We start from the raw sequence: 23,120 nt of genomic DNA on the forward strand, positions 1-23,120 counted from the left end.
AGAATCAATGAATACCGTGCATCATTTTTTTCATCAAAGGAGCTAACACAAAAGCTAAAGCGGCACAACTCAAAACAACAAAAGCGATAGATTCAAAACCTTCGGTATAGACAGCCAGTGAGGCCTGCGCATTTATTTCGTCGGCTGATCCTCCTACAGCCAGCAACTTGCCCACAGCCCCTACGATCCTAAAAGCAAATGCTGAAGATAAAAACCATACCCCCATCATAAAACCTACTACTTTTTTAGGAGACAACTCAGTGACTTTGGACAACCCGACTGGTGACATGAACAATTCACCCGTAGAAAACATCAAATACCCCAACATCAAGAAAAGCATAGGGACTTTCCCTGCATCATTGGCAAAACTCCCACTCCAAGCAAAGACAGCAAAACCAGCACCTAATAGGAGTAGTCCAAAAGCAAATTTAAAGGGTGTATAAGGATTGGCTTTGACAGCAGATAATTTGACCCATATCCATGAAAACAAAACTGCCATCATGATGATATACAAACCTGTAATAGAGTTGGCCTGAGACGCATTGATACCTATCATCTCTACATTGCGGAGCGCAAACAGAGTCAATGTACTACCTGACAACTCGTACCCTCCCCAAAACATGGTCATAAACATCGTCAGCAATACAATCACCAACAGCTGTTGTCTCTCGACCTTGGATGCACTCGTCATCGTACGAACAATGACTCCTAATATTACTATCAATATCAGATAAAAGGCATATTCTACTACCTGCCCTTCATAATTGACTTTACCTACAATAGGCAGATACAGTTCACCATAGTACATGATCAGCGCAATGAATGGCACCAAAGCAAAAGCAATGAGTGGTACCCAATTCTTTATTTTCAAGCCAGAAATTTTCACTTCGAGCTGATCCTCATTAGGTGCGTGTCCATGTACGCCAAAGATTCCACCCTTGATGCCGCTATAAAACACGATTACTCCTGCCAACATGCCTATGCCTGCAGCTCCAAATCCATAATGCCAACCATAGCTAAAGCCTAGCCAGCCACATAGTAGAGGAGCAACAAATGCCCCAATGTTAATACCCATATAAAAAATGGTGAATCCAGAATCTCTGCGTGGATCACCTTGCTCGTATAAGCTTCCTACAAAAGATGAAATGTTAGGTTTGAAAAGCCCGTTACCCACAATAATCAAAGCAAGTGCTAGAAAAAATGCAATCTGATCATCAATCGCCAATACAAAATGACCCAAAGCCATCAATACACCTCCCAACATAATGGCACGACGATAGCCGAGCAATCGATCTGCCAACATCCCTCCCAAAACTGGTGTAGCATAAACCAATGCTCCATAGGCAGCATAGATAGTTGCGGCGATGGTATCTCTATCTACCAAAGAGCGATAAACCTCCTCAGTCATATACACCATCAACAATGCCCGCATGCCATAGAAACTAAATCGCTCCCATAACTCTGCAAAAAACAGATAAAAAAGTCCTTTGGGATGTCCTAAAAACTGAGGTGTTTCCATCTCTCTTACTTCATTCATAATCAACTCTTCATCATTTGGATTCGCTAATATATATAAACCTACCAGATTGAAGCTTACCATTTATATAGTTAATAATAGCATACACTATCCTGAAATTCAATTCTCTCCATGTGTTTAGGTGTCCTTCCTGTGATATTTACCCCACTGGTCAATGGTACACAACTGTGGCATTTACACCAATGACATAATCAAACACAACAGACCCATGTATCAAATGTCGATTCACTTTATTCTAGACTCATGTGTCACATTTTGACTAATTAGAGCAAATGCTTAGAAATTCAGCGTAGTTCGATCTATCTTGTTGTGATATCTAAAAAATCAATCACATTGATTGAAAAACAGATAGACACATACATATGCCCCAAAAGAACTACTCAAAATTTCCAACCAAGACTCCAGATGAATCCTATGATCACATCATCATTGGTTCAGGTATGGGAGGCATGACATTGGCAACTTTTTTGGCCAAAGCTGGAAAAAAAGTTGCCATTTTCGAGCGACACTATGTACCGGGCGGTTTTACACATGCATTCAAGCGAAAAGACGGCCTCCAATGGGATGTAGGTGTGCACTATATGGGCAACATGGATAAATCCAGCGGTATCCGAAAAATCATGGACTTTCTGACTGGTCATCAATTGGAATGGGAATCCATGGGAGACATATATGACGTCATCCATATCGGAGAGGATACTTATGAAATCCCAGCTGGAAAGGAAAACTACCGCAAGAAAATGAAGGATTATTTCCCAAATGACACCCAAGCGATTGACCAATATCTTTCGCTGGTGGATTCTGCCAATCGCAGAGGTGGCGCCTTCTTTATGGAAAAATCATTTGAACCTTTCCTCAGTCATACCATAGGCAGAGTGATTCGATCCATGTATCACCAATTCAGCAAAAAGACCACACTCGAAGTCCTGATGACCTTGACCGCCAACCGACGTCTGATTGCAGTCCTCTGTGGACAATGTGGCAACTACGGCCTGCCACCAGCAGAAAGTAGTTTTGCTGCACATGCCATGGTGGTCGGACACTTCATGGAAGGCGGATACTACCCGCACGGAGGCAGTCCTCAAATTGGTAAAAACACTTTAAGAACCTTTGCCAAACTAGGAGGAAAAACCTACATCTCAGCAGATGTCACCTCGATAGTTGTCAAAAATAACAGCGTACAGGGCATTCAAATAAGTGATCAATTCATTGCTTGCAAAAGTGTGATCAGCAACATAGGTGTAGACAATACCTTCAATCACCTACTGACCAAAGAACAGTCTATCTATTGTCATTTTGATTTGAAGAAAGTCAAAGCATCAAGTGCTCACATGTGTCTGTACATAGGGCTGGACAAAACAGACAAGGAACTCAATCTCCCTAAGTACAACATCTGGAACTATGCTACAGAAATCTACGCCAACGACCTCAGCCAAATCACACCGTCCAATGCCCCCGAAAAGTTTGCATACATCTCCTTCCCTTCTGCAAAGGATCCAGAATGGGCTACAGATCATCCAGTAAGCTCCACTATTCAGGCTATCTCGGTGGGTCGCTATGAATGGTTCACGGAATATGAAAATCAACCTTGGCTTAACCGTGAGGAAGCGTACCAACAAATTAAAACAACCTTTCAAGAAGCCATGCTCAAAAAACTGTACAAACTTCTTCCACAGGCCGAAGGTCATGTGATCTACACAGAAGTATCCACTCCGTTGAGCACCAAGCACTTTTCCAATTACCAACATGGTGAGATTTATGGTCTGGCACATACGCCCAATCGCTTCAATTTACCTTTCCTCAAACCTAAAACCAGAATCAAAGGTCTGAGACTGGTAGGTCAAGACATCACCATTGTAGGAGTGGCAGGTGCCATGATGTCTGGCATGCTATGCGCCATCACGATACTCAAATTTGGTATTTGGAAGGTTTTTAGAGACATGAACAAACCTGTTGTTTGAGTTGTACTTATAATTTGTCTTTATTCAATTGCTTTAAATATTTGATTCTTTCATAACTTTATTGCTACAGCAATTCTGAAAAACTAATACTGATTTCAAGCTGACCGAGTCAATTATTACCTATGAAAAAAGCCAAAATACTGTGTCTCGATGGAGGTGGCATCCGAGGCATCATCCCCGCTACCATTATTCAATATGTGGAAGAAAAGGCCCAAGAATTAACTCAAAACCCCAACCTCCGAATTGCTGATTTGTTTGATTTCATAGCTGGTACCAGTACAGGAGGGATACTTACTTGTCTCTACCTCACTCCCAACTACATGGCTGGAGAAGGTCAGCCCAATGCCAAATATACAGCTCAAGAAGCACTCGACTTGTATGTCAAAAATGGCTATGACATCTTCAACAAGTCCAAGATCCGCTGGTACAATTGGAAAACCCTCTTCAATGCTACACAATACAGCCCTCATTACCTAGAAAAAATAGCCAAGGAAAAATTCGGTGACCTCAAATTCAGTGAGTTGCTCAAACCAGCATTGATCACGACCTATGATCTCAAATCCGAAAGCACTTTTTTCTTCTCCAGCAGAGAACCACTGAGCAAAAAAAGAGAGTTTTATGTGCGGGATGTCGCTAGATCCACGTCAGCCGCTCCTACTTACTTCCCTCCTGCTAGGATCAAGAACCTGGCTGACCCTGCCCATGACATGATCAATTTGGATGGAGGCGTGTTTGCCAACAACCCTACCATGTGTGCCTATGCTGAGGCACGTGACACCAAAGAAGGCCCTATCCAAGAACCCTCTGCGACCAATATGATTATCCTCTCTCTCGGAACAGGTGGAGGCAACTTGCAGATCAAAGGTGTAAATGCAAGCAAAAGCTGGGGACTGCTCAAATGGGCAGAGCACATACCAGATATCATGATGGATGGCAGTGCGGATACGGTAGCCTACCAGATACAGAGTATCTTCAACACGCTAGGAGAACCCAAAAGAAGACAGTATCTCCGGGTAGATGTCCCCTATCAGTTGCGCAAAACCTACTCCTCAGATATGGGGGACGCCAGTCCCATGAATATCTCTGACTTGCAAGATGCCGCAGAGGCAACCTTAGCAATCAAAAAAGCTGAATTGGATCAAATGATTCGAAGTTTGGTAGCCGAACTAGAAACAGAAAAAGCTCACGCCTGATGGCATGAGCTTTCTAATTTTAACTAATCAGGAATCTTATCCTAAAGCGATTTGCTTCATAGAAGTCATCGCTTTTCTCAATCTAGCACCGACTTTTTCGATATCGTGTGCTCTCAATTTTTCGTTGATTTGAATCAAAGTCACATTGTCTACCTGACCGTCAACCGTATCGTTGTAGTTCAATCCGATGATGTCTGTCTCTACAGACTTCATGAAGTCTCCCAACAATGGCTTACATGCGTGATCAAACAAATAACATCCGTACTCTGCCGTATCAGAGATCACTCTGTTCATCTCGAACAATTTCTTTCTAGCGATTGTGTTGGCAATCAACGGTGTCTCGTGCAATGACTCGTAGTATGCAGACTCACCTTTGATACCAGCCTCAGTCATCGTTTCGTAAGCTAACTCTACACCAGCTCTGACCATGGCTACCATCAATAGACCTTTGTCATAGAACTCCTGCTCTGAGATATCTACATCAGCAGCAGCAGTTTTTTCGAAGTTGGTCTCACCAGTCAAAGCTCTCCAGTTCAACAAGTTTTTGTCATCCTCAGCCCAATCCTTCATCATCGTAGATGAGAATTCACCTGACATGATATCATCTTGGTGCTTTTGAAACAAGGGTCTCATGATCGTTTTCAACTCCTCAGAGATTTCAAAACACTTGATCTTAGCTGGGTTAGACAACCTGTCCACCATGCCAGATACACCTCCATGCTTCAATGATTCGGTGATCACCTCCCATCCATACTGGATGAATTTGGCAGCCCAGCCCTCATCAATGCCCTTCTGAACCATTTTGTCGAAACAAAGGATAGATCCAGTTTGTAACAATCCACAAAGAATCGTTTGCTCACCCATTAAATCAGACTTTACTTCTGCGACGAAAGATGATTTCAAACAACCCGCTCTGTGTCCGCCAGTAGCAGCTGCATACGCTTTGGCATATGCCCAACCTTTGCCTTCTGGATCGTTTTCTGGGTGTACCGCGATCAACGTTGGCACGCCAAATCCTCTTTGGTACTCATGTCTTACTTCTGATCCTGGAGACTTAGGTGCCACCATGATCACAGTGATATCTTTTCTGATTTGTGTTCCTTCTTCTACAATGTTGAAACCGTGAGAATAAGACAAGGTAGATCCTTGCTTCATCAACGGCATCACAGCGTTAACCACTGCCGTGTGTTGCTTGTCTGGAGTCAAATTGATCACCAAGTCGGCAGTTGGGATCAATTGCTCATAAGTACCTACTGTAAAACCAGCTTCTGAAGTATTGACATATGAAGCTCTCTTCTCATCGATCGCCGCTTGACGCAAGGCATAAGAGATATCCAATCCTGAATCTCTCATGTTCAAACCTTGGTTCAAACCTTGTGCTCCAGCACCTACGATTACTATTTTCTTTCCTTTCAAAGCCTCAACGCCATCGTTGAACTCTGACCCATCCATGAACTCACATACGCCCAACTGGTTGAGTTGCTCTCTCAGTGGTAGTGTATTGAAATAATTTCCCATTTATTTAATGTTTTTGTCTAATCACAATTTTATGAATACAAAAGTGAACATTCTCATCTGTATCCTTATGGTGATAATGAGAAAAGTTTAGGTACTTTTCAACGATTGTTCGCGGTAGGCATTGGGGGTCAATCCTGTGTGTTTCTTAAAAAACTTACTAAAATAGGATTGATCCGCAAAGCGAAGCTGCATAGAAATCTCCGTCACCGATAGATCACTATGTTTCAAAAGACGCTTAATTTCAAGCACTTGCTTGTCAATAATCAATTCTTTGGAAGTTTTTCCGGTCAGTTCCTTTACGGTGTGCGTCAAGTGATTTTCTGTCACGCAAAGCAACTCGGCATACGCTTTGATGCTGAGATTGGATAGGTATTTTTCCTCGATCAATTCTCTGAAGCGCTTCACCATCAGATGTCCCTTTCCTTTCTCTATGGCGCGCTGGTCTTTGGGATACAAACGCTCACAGGTATTGAGGATCAGGTCGAGCAGTGAGTTGGCAAACTCCTGACTCCTCTCCTCTTTCATCACCACGGATCCTTGGCGAAACAACCCCTCCAAAAAAGCTGTATCACTTGGCCTGGTCAGTCTAAGAGGTGGATTTTCTTGTTTGAGATTGAAAAAGAAAGGAAACTCCAGCAACTTGTTCTTGTTGCTACGATCCAAGAGGTAGAACTCTGCCGTAAATAAGAAGATGAACCCAGCGATATCCCTGGACAGCTCCAACTTGTGGGTCTGACCCGGACTGAGGAAAAACACACAGGGAGGCTTGATCTCGTACTCGTTGCTATCGATCACATGGATCCCCGATCCTTGTGTCAAAAACAGCACTTCGAAAAAATCGTGACGATGCGGATACTGCACCTCAAAGTGTCGATTGGCATCAAACACCTCTACCTGAAAGGGCAAAGTCGAACCCGCTACGGGCTTGAACTTATCCAGACTATAAATAGGAATACCTCTCTGCTCAGACATGTCACAAAAGTAAGGCATAATCCTTACAACCGCTTATCGTTGTGTAAGGAGAACTGTCACATTACTTACATCCCAATTGTTGCAGATCCAAAACAATCACCTACGCTATGACTCCTAGTTGACTGTACAGGTAAATACCATGAAATTATTTGAGAGATATCGGATTACAAATCCTGTGACAATCGTTTGACTTTTGTAAAGTCGAACAGTGTGCTAGCACATAAAATAGTTGAGATCAAAGTGGTTTGCTTTATTGATTTGCAGTAAGTGTACCAAGTCTACCAAACCGCTCATAAGCATCAAAAACACCCTTTTTCAATGCCATTTGATGTGTATCTCAAAACCTGCGCAGACTTGATGCAAAGTCTGCGCAGATTTGAGACAAAGTCTGCACGGATTTGATGCAAAGTCTGCACGGACTTGGAGCCAAACCTGCGCAGATTTAAAAAAAGACTAGGCAGACTTAAGGCAAAGTCTGCCTAGTCTTAGGACAAAACCTAGGCAGACTTTGAGTAAAACCACGGCAGACTTTAGAGAAAACCACAGCAGGTTTGGAGCTACATCTGCGCGGGTTTTTGGAGGGATGTTTTTAGCCAATGAATGAAACTGCTCCCCATCACCCAAATCATCTACCAAGATTTGGGTATATTTCTATGATCAGCGGATCAAACCAGCCATAGTTTTGTTCAAATATGAGATTGAAGTATTAGTTTTGGTAGAGGTGCAAGTAGGGAAAGCTACCTTATCGACAAATTAAAGAACTTAGATTTACTCATGCCATAGGGCAAGTATGCGGACAAAAGTTCCGCATACACAATTGTTATAGGCAATTAGCCGCAACCTGCAATCAATATGAACTTGACGATTGAAAACTGTAATAATTTTGATTCAGCTTCAATAAAGATTGAAGAGGGCAAATTAAATATCAAACTAGCACCAAATGGAACTGGTAAAAGCACCATTTCCAGAGCAATTATTCTTGGTGCTAATGGTGATTCCTTGGATGAGTTAACACCCTTTAAATATCGAGAACATAACACAGAGGAATTGATGCCGAGAATGGCTGGGCTCGAAAATATCACAAATGTTATGTGTTTTAACGAGGATTATGTGACTCAATTCGTATTCCAACAGGATGAGCTTCTATCGAATAGTTTTGATATATTGATAAGAAATGATGAATTCAAACAACTTGAAGAAGAAATAGAGTCGTTAGTTTCAGATGTCAAAAGTACATTTACGAACAACCCCGATTTAGATGATTTGATTAATTGTCTTCAAGAATTAGGGAAAGCATTTAAACTTACAAGTACTGGCATATCTAAATCTTCAATAGGATTAAAAGCTTTTTCTTCAGGTAATAAAATTAAAAACATCCCTGCCGGCCTTGAGTCATATCAACCATTCATACAAAGCGACAAGAGTGTTGAATGGGTTGATTGGCAAACAAAAGGAAACGCATTCAATGAACTTTCAGATAGCTGCCCATATTGTACTTCTGAAACTTCTGAAAAAAGGGAACGAATTCAACAAGTCAGCCAAGAATACGACAAGAATACTATTAAACACTTGGTTAGTATTATTGAAGTAATAAACAAGCTTGGTCATTTCTTATCTGCCGAGGCAAAAGATAAATTGACGATTATCACTTCATTAAAAGAATCAATAGAGCAAGAGCATATTGATTATTTAATAAGCATAAAAAAGCAAATTGATAACCTAATTGATAAATTAGAACTTTTAAAATCTCTTTCAGGCTTTGATTTTAACGAAGAAGAAATAGAGCCAGAAAAGTTAAGCACTTTAAAATTAAGCTTAGCTTTTTACACTCATTTGGACTCTAGTGATACTCAAACAGCAATCGAACCGATAAATCAGTCTATTAATGAAATAATTAAAAGAGCTGGGGAACTGAAAGGCAAGGTCATTCGTCAAAAACGTCAGATTAATTTACTGATTAGGAAACACCAGTCGGAGATCAATGATTTTTTATCATCCGCTGGATACAGGTATGAAGTTCGAATTACTGGAGAACGGGAACAATCAAGGTTAAAGTTATATCATAAGGATTTTAATAATCACCTTGAGGGAGGAACGCAACATTTAAGTTTCGGTGAAAAAAATGCTTTCGCAATAGTGCTCTTTATGTACGAATGCCTAGCTAAAAAACCAGATCTGATTATACTAGACGACCCAATTTCATCATTCGATAAAAACAAAAAGTTTGCAATACTTGAGATGCTTTTTAGAAGAGAGTCAAATTCTTGTCTCAAAAGCAAAACAGTTTTAATGCTCACACATGATGTTGAGCCTATTATTGATACTATAAAATCTCTCTCTCAAAAGTTTCAAGGAATTACTCGAGCTTCATTTTTACATCTAAGAAATGGAACTATTACAGAGAAAGCGATACAAAAAAGTCACATTAAAACTTTTGCGAGTATATGCGAAGCTGTACTTGAAACCAATCGATCTGATCTCATCAAACTAATATATCTACGCAGGTATTTTGAAATTTTGGATGAATCAGGTGACACATACCAAGTACTTTCTAACCTTTTCCACAAGAGAACCACACCAATTGATTATAGATTGCCAAAGGGTGAGGACGACTTACATCCTCAAATGGAAGAAAAGAATTTTAACGATGGGTGCAATATTATCGAACAAAAAATACCCGGCTTCAAATATGATTCTCTTATTCGTACAATTGATGATGAAAATGAACTACTTAAGTTATATCAAAACACTTCTAACGGTTATGAAAAACTACAAATATTCCGGTTTTTTGGACTTAATTTACATAACTCTGTTTTGCAAAAATTCATCAATGAAACCTATCACATTGAAAATGAGTTTATCGCTCAACTTAATCCATTAGAATTTGATACAATCCCTGAATATGTGCTTAAAGAATGTGATAACATGCTCGTTGAACAAGTCGAATAAAAAAAGCCTATAACATAATGTAAGAAATCATAGCCGCGCAAAGCCAATACACAAACCAAAGCTACGATTCTTACATAGACGTTATGCCTTATAAATGTAACAGATGTCATCGAATCAGTCTTTTCTAGTTAGAATATTTGGAACCGAAATGGGAGAAATGCTTCAGGTGTTTCTTGGCTTTGGAGTTTTGATGGTTCTTTTTGTTGGAGGTCCGTTTTTTTTTAATGAAGCTTACTTCAGAAGATACTAAGGACGAACAGTATAATGAGGTTATAAAAAATTCAAGGCAAACAACTCAAAATATATACCAAGAACTTGTAAGGTACGACTCAGTACTAACAACAATTGAGACTAAAATAGATTCAGAACTAAGGCATGAAAAAAGACTTTTAGGGCAGAAGAAAGACATTCTAATTGAGCTTCAAGAAGATTTTGATTCTATCTACCTAACTCCTCACCAACTGAGCATTCTGGCAACTGCAACAATCGATTCTCCAGACAATATTTCATTTAGAGAGTGGATTACATCAACCAATCAACTTTATAACATTGGAGTGAGCTTATTTATATCCTTCTTTTTCTATTATCTAGGGAGAAGACAGGGTGAAAAACAATCTCAATAAACAAGGCATAACATAGCGTGATAGCGAATGTCCGCTAGGTCGCAATTGTATTGCGACCTCAACTTTATGGCATTTGTAATGCCTAGACTATAGTATATATACATTCCTTAGCCCTTTTCTCTGGCTTAATCAGCGAAAACTGTTAACGACTCAATCCCTACCAAAAGGCATTGCAAATGCCAAGGTAGATTTCATGCACAATAAAATTGTGTCCGAGCAGATTCATGATACCCAGCAGACCACAGAACTATTGTTGCGGGAATTTTACTCCGGTGATTTGCTCACAGGCCTTTAGCAAATCGTTTTGTAGGTTCTCTTTGCTAGCTTCTGGGTTAAAGCTGCGCTGTTGACGATGGAAGTAATATTGTCCACTCAATGTAGCAGCGTCGCTGGTAGCCAACCAAGTCTGTGTCTCATAGCCCTGCTGTAAATCATCAGGTGCTCCTGCACCACCCATTTTAGTCGGTACCCAACCTGGGTCGACGGCATTGGCAGATACATGGTACCAGAGACGAGCCACTGCCAGCGTCAACATCAATACCTGAAGTTTGGAGTCTGAGTAGTTGATTCCCCTATAGTCACCTTTTAGTTGAGCCAGTTTGGCCTGACCCCCCGTGTGCATGCCAGAACTCAGATAAATCAATCGTTTGGGTGGATCAATCAGACTTGTCAGGATATAGGGAGCCAGTATGTTCACTTTGACAATCGTTTCACTTGGTGCCTGGTAGACTCCAGCGTTGTGAATCACGGCATCAAAACTTCCCAGTGCATTCACAGCAGCGGCCAATTGCTTGGTCTCGTCAATACTAGACAGATCCCCTATTAAAACTGTCTCTGCTCTAGGCACTTTGTCTAATGCCTCCAGCCCTCTTGACTCATTGCGCGCATGTAGGACGACCTGATGCCCTTGCTCAACCAATGATTTGGCCGCCAATTGTCCCAACCCATCAGCTGATCCCGTGATGAATATTCTTGCCATTTTATTAATATTATCAATTCTTATGATACATTGTATAAGTCCCCTATCTGCTTTTCTTATAGGTACTTACTGTAAAACATGCCGCTTGGGTAAAAGGATTCTTACCCGCTGCACCGATGTAATTGAGGGAGATCAAGTAGCGGTAGTTTTGATGATCTATCGCATAGACACCGCCTTCTGACAGGGATACACTTGTGTTATTCGGAATAATGGTGGGAGCAGTTTTGTTTTCTCCATCAATATCCTTCAGGTTAAACACCATGGACTGCTTGTCTACATGGACCACCCCGACCCTAAGGCTATTGTTGAATTCCACATAGTAGCCCTGCTTGCACCACTTACTGACCGGAGTTCCGATCAAGGTATAATTCTCATCACCACTTGATATAGATAGAGGCGTAATGATTTTTTTGGTCTCATTCAATGTATGAATGATGCCAAGGTCAATGGCGTTTTTATCTGGGGCTATCCTATTCTCCTTCACTTTCAGCTGATCAATACTGACTAAATCACTGTTTTCATCAATTGCGTTTTCTTCTGTTTTCATCTTGAGAAACGCTTGTTTCTCTTGCTCACTGAGATGATCGACCAATACTTCCTGCTGTTTTTCTGCCGTATTCTTAGCCTGCCTTGCGCTTGATTCATCCATATGTCTACTCAAATCTCCGATCCTTAAACGGACTTCATTTTTGATTTGTGGAGTGGTGATGAAAGTGTGTATGAACTGCAAGTATCCTAATTCGGATGAATCAGCTCTGTTTTTCACATCTTGGGTGACTACACTGAGGAAATTTGCATCTGCCTCTAACCTCTTTATTTCTAATTCTGTCTTTTGAATTTGTTGATTGATGAATATCCCGGTCAATCCCAACCCTACGGTTCCAATTAGCCATTTTGCGATTTCAAGGACCGTGTTTTTATAACTTCCTTCTTTTTCCATTTGATGATTTTAGCTGGTTGTGTTTTTTGCGTTGATTAAGATTAATCTCACCTAATTGCATATTTCATGCAACGCCATGTTGAAGGTATTTCAAGAAGCCTAAAATTCAAAATTTTACTTTCTGATTCGTGAAGAAACAACTACATCTGCGATGAGGCACAAGATTATTTAATGCTAACCAGTATGGTTCATCAATTTCTTTTAAGCACTTGGGTGCAATATAAAGCTTGGATGTCGTTAATATTGTCGGCAACACTTGTTGGCATTGACTGAATTGCATTGACTATACAACTAGCAACTATGAGAAAAATCTTACTCCTTCTAGTCGTTGTGACTAGTATTACCACTCTGACCTACGCCCAAGAAACGGAAGAGGAAGATCCTTTCGCTGACTATTCCTACCTGTGGGAGGACACCAAAAAGGATAAAAAGAAAAAGAAGAAAGACAAAGAGTCACAACCCACGGTGATAGAATCAAGTGATCCAGTTGTCGCAGATACCACCAAACAAGTCCAAGCAGAACCAGTCATGATTGCAGACTCTTTGATGACTGAGTCTGTACTCGCTGATTCCCTCGTCAATGAATCTCCATTGTTGACAGATAGTTTGGTAGAGGAGCAGCCATATGTCTTTGTGGACAGTGCTACAGTAGAGACCTCTCCTACTGCAGAAGAACTGGCAGCACTGCAACAAGAGCAGATGCTCCAAGACTCTGCCAAGCAAGCCCGTAAAGAAGCCAAACGAGAAGAGCGCAAAGAAAAGGACAAGGACAAAGAACCCACAGAGGATTTTCGTGCGGGGCTCCCTCCGGTCAATGCATCCAGCTCCATCAATGGCGGATTCACCTACACAGTCATTGACGGCAAGGCCTATGCAGGGTTGGTACTTGCACCAGAGCTCAATCTAGGCAAAGTAGGCGTAGGCATAGACGTGCCTGTACTCTACGGTCTGGATGATAAAAAATTCCGAACGGAAATGTTTGAAGATGGAGTAGGTGCGCTGCGACTCATCAGGTACGTGAGAGTGGGTCAGCAAAAGGTAGACCCTGTCTACGTCCAAGTGGGTAGTATGGCAGGCACCATGATCGGCTATGGTGGATTGATCAACAACTACTCCAACAGTATCAGTTACGAAAAACGCAAGATTGGCCTGCACTACGATATCAACGTCAAAGGATTAGCGGGTTTAGAAGGTCTCTACAGTGATTTTGATCCCGCATCCTTCAATCTATTTGCCGTGAGACCCTATGTCAGGCCCTTGAGCTGGACTTTCATTCCGATCGTTAGGAGTTTGGAGATTGGTGGCACCTATGTCTCAGACCATGACCAAACTGCCCTACTCAGTACCGATGCTGGAGAAACTACCTATACCTTCACCAAGGACGGCATCTCTGCCTTCAACATCGACGCAGGTATGACACTGCTGAGAGTGCCTTTCATCCAGATCGACCTCTTCGGAGGGTACAACAAGCTCAACGTGAGCAATCAAGTGCTATTAGACTCCATCTCCGTGCTACAGACGACGAGCATGATCGAGACACCTACCAGTACCTTTGCCGATGGACACGGCATCAATGTCGGCTTCAATTTCCGCTTCCATTTCATTGCAGATATGTTGAGTGCAGATTTGAGAGTAGAGAGACTGTCCTACTCAGATTATTACTTACCACAATTTTTCGATACCTACTACGAGATAGACAAGGATCGCAAGATTCTCTCTCTCGCATCCGCGAAAAAGATGAGCGGTATCTACGGCAGTTTGGAAGGACATGTACTCAAAAAATTAACCTTTGGTGGTAGCTTGATGATCCCAGACGATATTACAGAAGAGACTCCTGCCACTGTCACTCTCAATGCAGACGTAGACAGGTTGTTTGACAAGTTTTCCCTCCATGCCCAATATTTCAAAGGAGGATTGAGTGACCTCAATGATGTGTTTGTGTTAGATGAAAACTCATTGGCCAAGGTTCGCTTTGTGTACCACCTCAACCGCTTTATCGTGGCAGGTGTGGATTACTTCTATACCTTCACGCCTACAGAGGAGGGTTATAAAACTACGCAGTATATATCACCTTACTTTGGGATGAGTATTCAGTTTTAAAGATTTAACATTACAAGTTGACAGTCGACTGTTGGCTTGTAATGTTGCTCTTCTTTTTATTATCTGATCACAACTTGCAAAATTGCAAATGGGCATTATGGGATTAACTTTGTGCCAGATTCACTACCAATACTCAGTCTATGAACAACAATGACATCTTTCGCCGAATTCGCTTCACTTTTGAATTGAGTGACAAAAAAGTAAAGGAAATCTTTGCCATGGCAGGACTCAGTGTCACGGAAGTTCAGGTCAAAAACTGGTTGAGAAAGGATGAAGAACCAGAGCATCAGAATTTAAAAAATGACCAACTGAGCAGTTTTCTGGATGGTTTCATCATAGACAAGCGCGGAAAGAAAGAGGATGCTAAACCTGCCCCTGTAGTAGAACTCAACAACAATGTGATTTTCAGAAAGCTGCGAATCGCACTCAATCTGGATGAACAATCCATCTTAGATTTGTTTGACCTGGTGCATATGAAGATCAGCAAGCACGAACTAAGTTCATTTTTTCGCAATCCCAAACAACCTCAATACCGAGCCTGTCAAGATCAATACCTGCGCAACTTCTTGCATGGACTACAAGTCAAACACAGACCCGACAAAGTAGTAGTCAAAACGCGGTTGACGAAGAAAAGTAGTTGATCGCTTTTCGCAATCCGCTAAAGGCCTTCCGCTTCTATTTTTTAGTGTATTGATCCCCGCAATCAAATGCCACGCTGATACCAGCGATAACTCACATATCCCAAAAACACAAGACCCCAGTAGATCAACATCAATTGGAGATTGTAAATACTCATCGCGATCATTGCTACCACAGCGATCACCAAAGCAATCGCAGGGAAATAAGGATACAGAGGTACGCTAAAAGGCCTTTCCATCTCCGCATGGTTTCGTCTCAAGGCAAAAAATGAAATCATAGACACGATGTACAAGGTCAACGCACCAAAACAAGCAATCGTGATGATCTCTCCCGTCTTGCCAGTCAACAAAGCCAAGATACCAATGAGCATATTCACGACCAAGGCATTTACAGGTGTTTTGGTCTTGGGATGAACCTTGCCTAAAAAAGGAGAAACATAACGCTCTCGACCCAACTCCAAAGTAGATCGCCCTGCTGCCAATATGATCCCATGAAAAGAGGCCACTAAGCCAAACAAGCCTACTGTGATCAACAGATGATACAAGAGATGACTATCTCCTACTATCTTGGCAAGTGCCAGGGGAAGGGGTGAATCAGAAGGCACAGAGCTGCCAGTGGGATACACAACGGCCTCCCAGCCATCCACTCCTACCGCAGCAGTGAAAGTCAATAGACAAAGAACTACCAAAGTAAATATTGCCGAACCAAAACCAATCAGAATGTTGCGTTGTGGATTGCGGGCTTCCTCTGCTACGTTGGCTACTCCTTCGATGGCTAGGAAGAACCAAATCGCAAAAGGAATCGCGGCAAAAGCACCGCCCCAACCATTGGGAAGTGCGTTGGTAGTCAGGTTGTCCAATTCGAATGCAGTGTAACTCACACCTGAAAAAATCAACAACTCCACCACCGCCAAAATGGTGATGAACAACTCGAAATAAGCTGCAAAACGAATACCACTGATATTGAGCAAGGTGAAGAGTAAATACGCCCCTATCGCAATGGTCGTCACTCCTATCTCAGGAAAGAAAACATTGAAATAAGCCCCTATGGCTGCCGCAATAGCTGGTGGAGCGAAAATAAACTCGATGCTCTGAGCCATCCCAGCCAAGTAACCCCAATTCTTACCCAAGCCCAATCTCGCATAATCAAATGCTCCACCAGCTTTGGGGATCGCACACGCCATCTCTGTGTAGCTAAAGGTGAAGGTGACATACATGATGATGATGAAAAAAGTCGCTACACCCAGTCCCAATGTACCTCCCTCTGCCAAACCTAGGTTCCACCCAAAGTACATTCCTGATATCACATAACCAACACCCAAGCCCCACAGCATAAAGGGTCCTAAGGTTCGCTTCAATTCACTCTTTGCTTCTGTCATAGTTTAACAATTGTCCGTCATAGGTGTCTTTTAGTTGGACACCTGATAGTTTTCTTCTCAAGGCCTCCGTCACGAGGAAAGCCAATTTGTGTGCTGCATATTCGTACGACAAGCCCTCACTCCGTACATTGGAGATACAATTTCGTTTCTCATCTGTATTGCCTGATCGGGGATGATAAGTGAGGTAAATCCCCATACTGTCTGGAGAACTCAATCCTGGTCGCTCGCCAATCAAAATCACAGACAATTTGCTACCCAAAGATTGACCAATAGGATCGCTGATGGCTACCCTACCTTGTTTTACAATCACGAGTGGCGCAAGAGTGTAAGCTCCTAGCAAAGGGATTAAAACCTGCAAGAAGGGCCATGCGTGATGCGCTATCGCCAAGGCAGACAATCCATCTGCTAGGATGATGTTGATATCATAGTCCCTTGCTGGTAAGGATACCAAATAGCTACTAGAAGCATCATCCAATACTCGTCCTAAATCAGGTCGCTGAATATAAGTTGTCCGATCTGTAGCCTGACTGTGCAAAACTATGGCAGGCATACTCAATGGTGCCAGTTGCTCGATAAGATGCTCAGTATCTAGTGCAGTCTTCACAGCATCGCTTGCCAAAGCATGGTCCCGCCTGAAAAGCAACATTTCAGCTGTTTTTAAACTTCCACCTGCTCTTCCCAAGGCTACCCGTGCATCGGTCAGTGACTTAAATCTCTCCCAAACATTCTCTTTGCTCATAGGTACAGCAGTTTGTGCGTGTCTCTGGTTTTCCCTTCTACCATCTTCCCCTTTTGGTCAATCAAACTCATGTGGTGCAGCCAGGCCTCAAACTCTGGTGCCCGCTTCAATCCCAGTACCTGCCGTATGTACAACTGATCATGAAACGAAGTGCTTTGGTAGTTGAGCATCACATCATCAGCACCTGGCACACCCATGATGAAATTACATCCTGCCAGTCCCAATAGAGACAGCAGGTTGTCCATATCATCTTGATCTGCCTCGGTATGATTGGTATAGCAGATGTCACAGCCCATAGGCAAGCCCATCATTTTCCCACAAAAGTGGTCCTCCAAACCTGCACGAATGATCTGCCTACCATCGTATAGATACTCTGGACCTATGAAGCCTACGACTGTATTGACCAATAGGGGTTCATATTGTCTTGCTACGGCATAGGCGCGCACCTCACAGGTTTGTTGATCCACCCCATGATGTGCATTAGCGGAGTGCGAACTGCCCTGCCCTGTCTCAAAATACATAAAGTTCTGCCCTAAGGTCCCGCGGTTCAATGATTTTCCTGCCTGATAGGCTTCATCTAGCGTTTTCAACTCAAAGCCAAAACTGGTGTTTGTCTTTTCTGTCCCTCCTATAGATTGAAAAATCAAATCCACTGGTGCATGATCATTGATCAAATCCAAAGTAGTTGTGATGTGAGACAAAACACAGGTCTGCGTGGGGATGTCAAAGCGTAGGCGGAGTTCGTCCATCATCTCTAGCAGTGTCTTGGTTGTAGCGGCAGAGTCTGATACGGGATTGATGCCAATCACAGCGTCTCCTACACCATACATCAAACCATCTATGGTACTTGCCATGATGCCCTTGGGATCGTCTGTCGCATTGTTGGGTTGTAGTCTGGTGGAGAAATGTCCTTTCAAGCCCAGCGTATTTCGAAATTTCGTCACAATTCTAATCTTCGAAGCGACCAGAATCAAGTCTTGGTTGGACATGATCTTGCTCACTGCTGCGACCATCTCTGGCATCAAACCAAGGTTTACTTGCTTGATCCTGTCACCATCCGTTTCATAAGCCAGCAACCAATCCCTAAAACCGCCTACTGTCAAATGAGACAAGCTCTCAAACGCCTGTTGATCCCATGTATCCACGATCAATGCTGTGACATCATCCTCTTCGTAGGGAATGATTATTTCCTCCAAAAAGTGCTTTAAAGGAATATCTGCCAGCACCAATTTGGCCGCCATGCGCTCCTTCTCACTCTGTGCTGCAAGACCCGCCATGACATCTCCAGATTTCTCAGGGGTAGCCTTGGCCAATACGGCTTTTAGATCAGAAAAGACGTAATTGAAACCTCCGACGGTATGTTGGTATTTCATCTGATGAAAATGGGCATTTATTTATTGAATTGCAAAGATTGGCTACCTGCGAAAAGTCATAAAAGTCACTAAATCAGTGATCAATTCATTTGCAGCTGACCAGCTTCAAATAACCCTTCGCCATATTTTGCTTACCTTTGCCTAGGATTAATCATCTCTTGATTTAAAAATCACATCAATCTCTTAATTGTGGACAGGTCATCCCTCTCCACAACTATTCTTACTTGAATTACTAGTAACAATCCTCTACTACTCACTGTCACTGTTGACAGTGTATGCACACGAAACCTCTCACTAAGACAGGTGGTGTTATCTAAATAACCTTGATTCATTCAAGGAAAAATCTTATGAGTCAAATAACCATGGGAGTCATTGGGACTTCAAAAATGGAGGACGAAAGGCGTGTCCCTATCCATCCAGAGCATCTTCTTCGTCTACCAGAATCCATACGCAAACACTTGATCTTTGAAGAAGGTTATGGCCGTCCGTTTGATATGGATGATGACGAAATCAACAGTATGTCTGGGGGAATCGCCAGTCGTGAACATATCCTGAAAGAACTCGGTTCGGTTATTATATCCAAGCCTGTGTTGGAAGACATCAATGATCTGAAGGAAGGTGGGGTACTCTGGGGCTATCCTCATTGTGTACAAAACCAGGCGATTACTCAGGCGGCGATAGACAGGAGGTTGACCTTGATTGCCTTTGAGGATATGTTCGTATGGACACCTAGTGGACAACCAGGCAGACATACGTTCTACAAAAACAACGAAATGGCAGGCTACTGTGCGGTCATTCATGCCCTACAGCTCAAAGGTATCGATGGTCACTATGGCAACCAACGCAAGGTGATCATATTTAGCTTTGGGGCGGTCAGTCGAGGTGCTATCTATGCCTTGAAAGCACACGGATTCAGAGACATTACGATTTGTATCCAACGACCCGATCATGAGGTCAGAGAGGAAGTACTAGATGCACACTACGTTCGTATCAGATCGGGAAAGGAAAATGAAGCCCGAATGATTGTGGTAGAACATGATGGGTCTGAAAGACCCCTATCTGCATTGATCAGCGAATCTGACATCATCATCAATGGCACCTTTCAAGATCCCAACGACCCGACCCACTTCATCATCGAGGATGAAAAATCTGCCTTGAAGCCGGGCTGTTTGATAATCGACGTGAGTTGTGATGAAGGAATGGGCTTCTATTTTGCCAAACCTACCTCATTCAAAAACCCCATGATCCATTTCAACAAGATCGACTACTATGCGGTAGATCATACGCCTAGCTACTTGTGGGAAAGTGCCTCTCGGTCTATATCGGCAGCACTGATTGTCCATCTACCTTCGGTCATAGAAGGCCCTGACAGCTGGCAAAACAATGAAACCATCCGTCAAGCCATCAATCTACAAGACGGGATGATTCAAAAACCAGCTATTTTGGCTTTCCAAAATAGAGAAGATCAATACCCCTATCTGGTGATGAATTAGAGGTCGTCAAAATCAGCGTAGAATCTATGTTCTCACCTCACACCATGTATACAAAAAATGGTGTGGGGTGAGTCTCAATTACACCTCTACCAAGTCTGGCTCTCTCTCTTGTTTCGAGTCTAGCACTACTTGACTGTCATGGAAGACCATTTTATTGACCATGTACATCAGCGCAATAGTTGCGAAGATTGTGCCCGTGACCACAAAACCTAAAGCACCATAGTTCTCCAGTTTGCCATCTGCGGCTTGCACGACAATCAGGCCTGCTACCCAAGAGGCAATCCCTCCTGACACCTGCATCACAGAGGAATTGATACTCATAAATGCCCCTCTGTCTTTGGCTTCTGGGATCGCGGTTAGCAATGCCTGTGACGACACCATCCGAGCAGTGATCCCCATAAACATGATGACATTGAGCAAAATCACCACAGCAAATGAAGTGATGCCAAGATGACAATAAATCAAAATCACAATAGTAGCAATCAACGATCCCACCCAAAAGACTTTGTACTTTCCAATCCTGTCACTCAACTTGCCAGCAATAGGCCCCATGAAAATCGAAAAAACACCCGTAATCATGTAGACTAGTGGCAATTCCTCCAAACTAATCCCAAGATTGTTGACACTGAAGGCCGCACCAAAAGGCATCAACATAAAACCACCTGTCGCCAATAGCGTCGTAGCAGCAAACCCTTTCATATAACGAGGATTTTTGAATATGTTCGACATGTGTCTAAAAGGGTTTTGTTTGGTTTGGAGACCCAAATGCTCCGATATAGGTTTGAGATAAAGGACGATCAGCACGCCTACTACCAAGCTAATCCCTACGATCAGCAGGAATGGAGCATGCCAATTCCATTGATTGGCGATGTACAGACCTACTGGAATTCCCAATATTTGACTTGCTGCAAAAGCCATTTGCACAAAGCCCATGACACGACCTCTTTTCTGTAGTGCAAACAAATCTGTGATGATTGCATAGGATATGGAACTCATCACACCGCCAAACAACCCTGTCACGATGCGCGCAATCAGCAAGAACAAATAGCCCTGTGCTAGCCCACAAAATAAGGTTCCCAGAATAAATCCAGTATAAAAAAACAGCAACAGCTGCTTGCGGTCAAACTTGTCTGCAAAGCCAGAGGCCAACAGTCCAGATGCTCCTGCACTAAAAGCATAAGCAGAAACAACCAAGCCAAACTGCGAAGTAGTGATAGACAACTCCTCTAAGAGAATCGCACTCAATGGAGATATGACCATAAAATCCAGTACAATGGTAAACTGGAGAATAGACAGGATGGCGATCACAAATATCTGATACTTGGAAAATGCCCCTTCGTGATGTTGCTGATTCATGTGGTCTTTGCTGTCATTTGCTGTGGTCTAGACACCTTTGCTTTGCTATCTCCCAATACAGTTGGTGTTCAACGTATCTCGTACGGTGTAAAAAAACTTAGGTTCTACTGACAATGAGCGTATCTATTTCCGAGCCGACCATTCTCGATTTTTCAAAAACATATTCGAAATGATGACCTGCCTTTTTCAATTTATTGACAAAATTCAAATCTACACCATTGCCCGTTTTAGCACCCTTATCCAACAGATTGGCTAATCCCATCATCAATCCTCCTGCATAAAAATTCAGTGGTGATTTGGTATTACCTACCAATTGAAGGAAAGAGTTGGTCTCTGGATTATTCAACACACTCACTTTGAACTGCCCCGTACTCATTTTGACCAATTGCCACCTGCCACAACCAAAGGCTGTAAACACATCCAAGCAAGCATATAGTCTGCTTTCTGGATTTTTGCCTACTACTGATTCCACGTACTCTTGCCAATAATCAGAATTAAGCATCTTGCCCACAGTAAAGTAGGTATTCTCCTCTCCCAGTTTTTCCAAAAATGTCTTGATGATTCTAATCCCTTGAGGTCCCAATCGCTTTTTGGCTTGCATGAGCAATTTGATCTCTATCATCGCCATGTAGTTAGAAAACTGTTTGGTCAGGGTCATATCAAACTGATCAATCAACCCTTTTTTGCTATCTGCACCACTTAGATTCAAGCCGTTGATGGCCTCTATGACATTGCTCCCATTTGGCACAAAGACATCTTCTATTTCGCCAACTTTGTGCTGGAGTTTACCTTTGCCAGGAGATTTGTTGATTTTTCGTTTCAGTCCTCTGTAAATTTCAAATTTACAAACACCATGTCCCTTGGATAAGCAAAGAATTTGTTTCCCTCTAAAACTCCCAGGGACTATGTCAAAGATGGCTTCTACAGCACCACAAAGAAACCCTAATGTAAAGTAGCTCACTCCTGGCTGATTTTCTGGCCTCAAGCCAAAGTGACGTTTCCATGCCATGGCAAAATGCTCAGATACTGCCTCGATGTATCCTCCTTTAGGTTGAATGCTGGTGAGGTTGATACGACCAAAGCCACAGTGCGCATAATAGTCCTCTACAAACTTCTTTCTAGCAGTGATTTTGACCATCTTTTCATTTCCCTCAAAGTATTTGGAAAACATTGTGAATGTGATTTCCTGTGCGGTAGTGACTAGCAAGTCGACTATATTTAATTTGCTACCCATTTCTTCTATACCTTTTTGGAGGTAGAGATTTAGATACTCACTTTGTATATTCAGAGGCTCATTGGCAAAGTAATAGACACTTTTGTCCTGATGATAAGTATCAAAAGAAATTTCCATAGATACAGGCTAGATTTAA

Annotated in this window: 17 protein-coding genes; 7 read left to right on the top strand and 10 right to left on the bottom strand. The window is 42.4% G+C overall.

Annotated features, from left to right (window positions below; translation table 11 throughout):
• Positions 1–4: 4 nt before the first annotated feature.
• Positions 5–1,537, bottom strand: coding sequence for a peptide MFS transporter (locus tag N6H18_RS15040; RefSeq protein WP_262309102.1), 1,533 nt, complete (start codon positions 1,535–1,537; stop codon positions 5–7).
• A gap of 362 nt (positions 1,538–1,899) precedes the next feature.
• Between N6H18_RS15040 and N6H18_RS15045 the strand changes: the two genes are divergently transcribed.
• Both N6H18_RS15045 and N6H18_RS15050 read left to right on the top strand, forming a co-directional pair.
• Positions 1,900–3,498: a phytoene desaturase family protein gene (locus N6H18_RS15045; RefSeq protein ID WP_262309103.1), complete on the top strand. Its 1,599-nt coding sequence runs from the start codon at positions 1,900–1,902 to the stop codon at positions 3,496–3,498.
• Between the two features lie 122 nt (positions 3,499–3,620).
• Positions 3,621–4,691, top strand: coding sequence for a patatin-like phospholipase family protein (locus N6H18_RS15050; protein WP_262309104.1), 1,071 nt, complete (start codon positions 3,621–3,623; stop codon positions 4,689–4,691).
• A 36-nt stretch (positions 4,692–4,727) separates the two neighbouring features.
• Here N6H18_RS15050 and ilvC read toward each other — a convergent pair whose 3' ends face one another.
• Together ilvC and N6H18_RS15060 are read right to left on the bottom strand one after the other, a co-directional pair.
• Positions 4,728–6,209, bottom strand: a complete 1,482-nt coding sequence (gene ilvC / locus N6H18_RS15055) for a ketol-acid reductoisomerase (RefSeq protein WP_262309105.1) — start codon at positions 6,207–6,209, stop codon at positions 4,728–4,730.
• 87 nt (positions 6,210–6,296) lie between these two features.
• Positions 6,297–7,181, bottom strand: coding sequence for an AraC family transcriptional regulator (locus N6H18_RS15060; RefSeq protein ID WP_262309106.1), 885 nt, complete (start codon positions 7,179–7,181; stop codon positions 6,297–6,299).
• A gap of 852 nt (positions 7,182–8,033) precedes the next feature.
• Between N6H18_RS15060 and N6H18_RS15065 the strand changes: the two genes are divergently transcribed.
• Both N6H18_RS15065 and N6H18_RS15070 read left to right on the top strand, forming a co-directional pair.
• On the top strand, positions 8,034–10,130 hold the full coding sequence (locus N6H18_RS15065) for an AAA family ATPase (protein WP_262309107.1): 2,097 nt from the start codon (positions 8,034–8,036) through the stop codon (positions 10,128–10,130).
• Between the two features lie 224 nt (positions 10,131–10,354).
• Positions 10,355–10,753 (top strand): hypothetical protein, encoded by a 399-nt coding sequence (locus tag N6H18_RS15070; RefSeq protein ID WP_262309108.1) that lies wholly within the window; start codon positions 10,355–10,357, stop codon positions 10,751–10,753.
• 247 nt (positions 10,754–11,000) lie between these two features.
• Here the strand turns inward: N6H18_RS15070 and N6H18_RS15075 are convergent, their stop codons facing one another.
• Together N6H18_RS15075 and N6H18_RS15080 are read right to left on the bottom strand one after the other, a co-directional pair.
• A complete protein-coding gene (locus tag N6H18_RS15075) occupies positions 11,001–11,732 on the bottom strand; it encodes an SDR family NAD(P)-dependent oxidoreductase (RefSeq protein ID WP_262309109.1) in 732 nt (243 codons plus the stop codon).
• 43 nt (positions 11,733–11,775) lie between these two features.
• Complete coding sequence (locus N6H18_RS15080; RefSeq protein ID WP_262309110.1) at positions 11,776–12,672, bottom strand: hypothetical protein; 897 nt, start codon at positions 12,670–12,672, stop codon at positions 11,776–11,778.
• A gap of 300 nt (positions 12,673–12,972) precedes the next feature.
• Between N6H18_RS15080 and N6H18_RS15085 the strand changes: the two genes are divergently transcribed.
• Positions 12,973–14,772 carry a hypothetical protein gene (locus N6H18_RS15085; protein ID WP_262309111.1) on the top strand — a complete coding sequence of 600 codons (1,800 nt, stop codon included), beginning with the start codon at positions 12,973–12,975 and terminating at the stop codon, positions 14,770–14,772.
• A gap of 140 nt (positions 14,773–14,912) precedes the next feature.
• Entirely contained in the window at positions 14,913–15,413 is a 501-nt protein-coding gene (locus N6H18_RS15090) for a YehS family protein (protein WP_262309112.1), read from the top strand.
• A 62-nt stretch (positions 15,414–15,475) separates the two neighbouring features.
• Here N6H18_RS15090 and eat read toward each other — a convergent pair whose 3' ends face one another.
• From eat to N6H18_RS15105, 3 genes are read right to left on the bottom strand one after another with little or no spacing between them, the layout of a single operon-like run.
• Positions 15,476–16,789, bottom strand: coding sequence for an ethanolamine permease (gene eat / locus N6H18_RS15095; protein WP_262309113.1), 1,314 nt, complete (start codon positions 16,787–16,789; stop codon positions 15,476–15,478).
• Entirely contained in the window at positions 16,770–17,528 is a 759-nt protein-coding gene (eutC, locus tag N6H18_RS15100; RefSeq protein WP_262309114.1) for an ethanolamine ammonia-lyase subunit EutC, read from the bottom strand. The genes eat and eutC overlap by 20 nt, the downstream gene beginning before the upstream one ends.
• On the bottom strand, positions 17,525–18,901 hold the full coding sequence (locus tag N6H18_RS15105; RefSeq protein ID WP_262309115.1) for an ethanolamine ammonia-lyase subunit EutB: 1,377 nt from the start codon (positions 18,899–18,901) through the stop codon (positions 17,525–17,527). Before N6H18_RS15105 ends, eutC begins: the two co-directional genes overlap by 4 nt.
• 347 nt (positions 18,902–19,248) lie before the next feature.
• On the opposite strand from N6H18_RS15105, the gene N6H18_RS15110 reads away from it, so the two are divergent.
• Entirely contained in the window at positions 19,249–20,394 is a 1,146-nt protein-coding gene (locus N6H18_RS15110; RefSeq protein ID WP_262309116.1) for a N(5)-(carboxyethyl)ornithine synthase, read from the top strand.
• A gap of 78 nt (positions 20,395–20,472) precedes the next feature.
• Here N6H18_RS15110 and N6H18_RS15115 read toward each other — a convergent pair whose 3' ends face one another.
• Together N6H18_RS15115 and N6H18_RS15120 are read right to left on the bottom strand one after the other, a co-directional pair.
• Positions 20,473–21,750: an MFS transporter gene (locus N6H18_RS15115; RefSeq protein ID WP_262309117.1), complete on the bottom strand. Its 1,278-nt coding sequence runs from the start codon at positions 21,748–21,750 to the stop codon at positions 20,473–20,475.
• Between the two features lie 97 nt (positions 21,751–21,847).
• Complete coding sequence (locus N6H18_RS15120) at positions 21,848–23,101, bottom strand: hypothetical protein (RefSeq protein WP_262309118.1); 1,254 nt, start codon at positions 23,099–23,101, stop codon at positions 21,848–21,850.
• Positions 23,102–23,120 lie beyond the last annotated feature (19 nt).

Source organism: Reichenbachiella agarivorans (assembly GCF_025502585.1).
Taxonomy (GTDB): domain Bacteria; phylum Bacteroidota; class Bacteroidia; order Cytophagales; family Cyclobacteriaceae; genus Reichenbachiella; species Reichenbachiella agarivorans.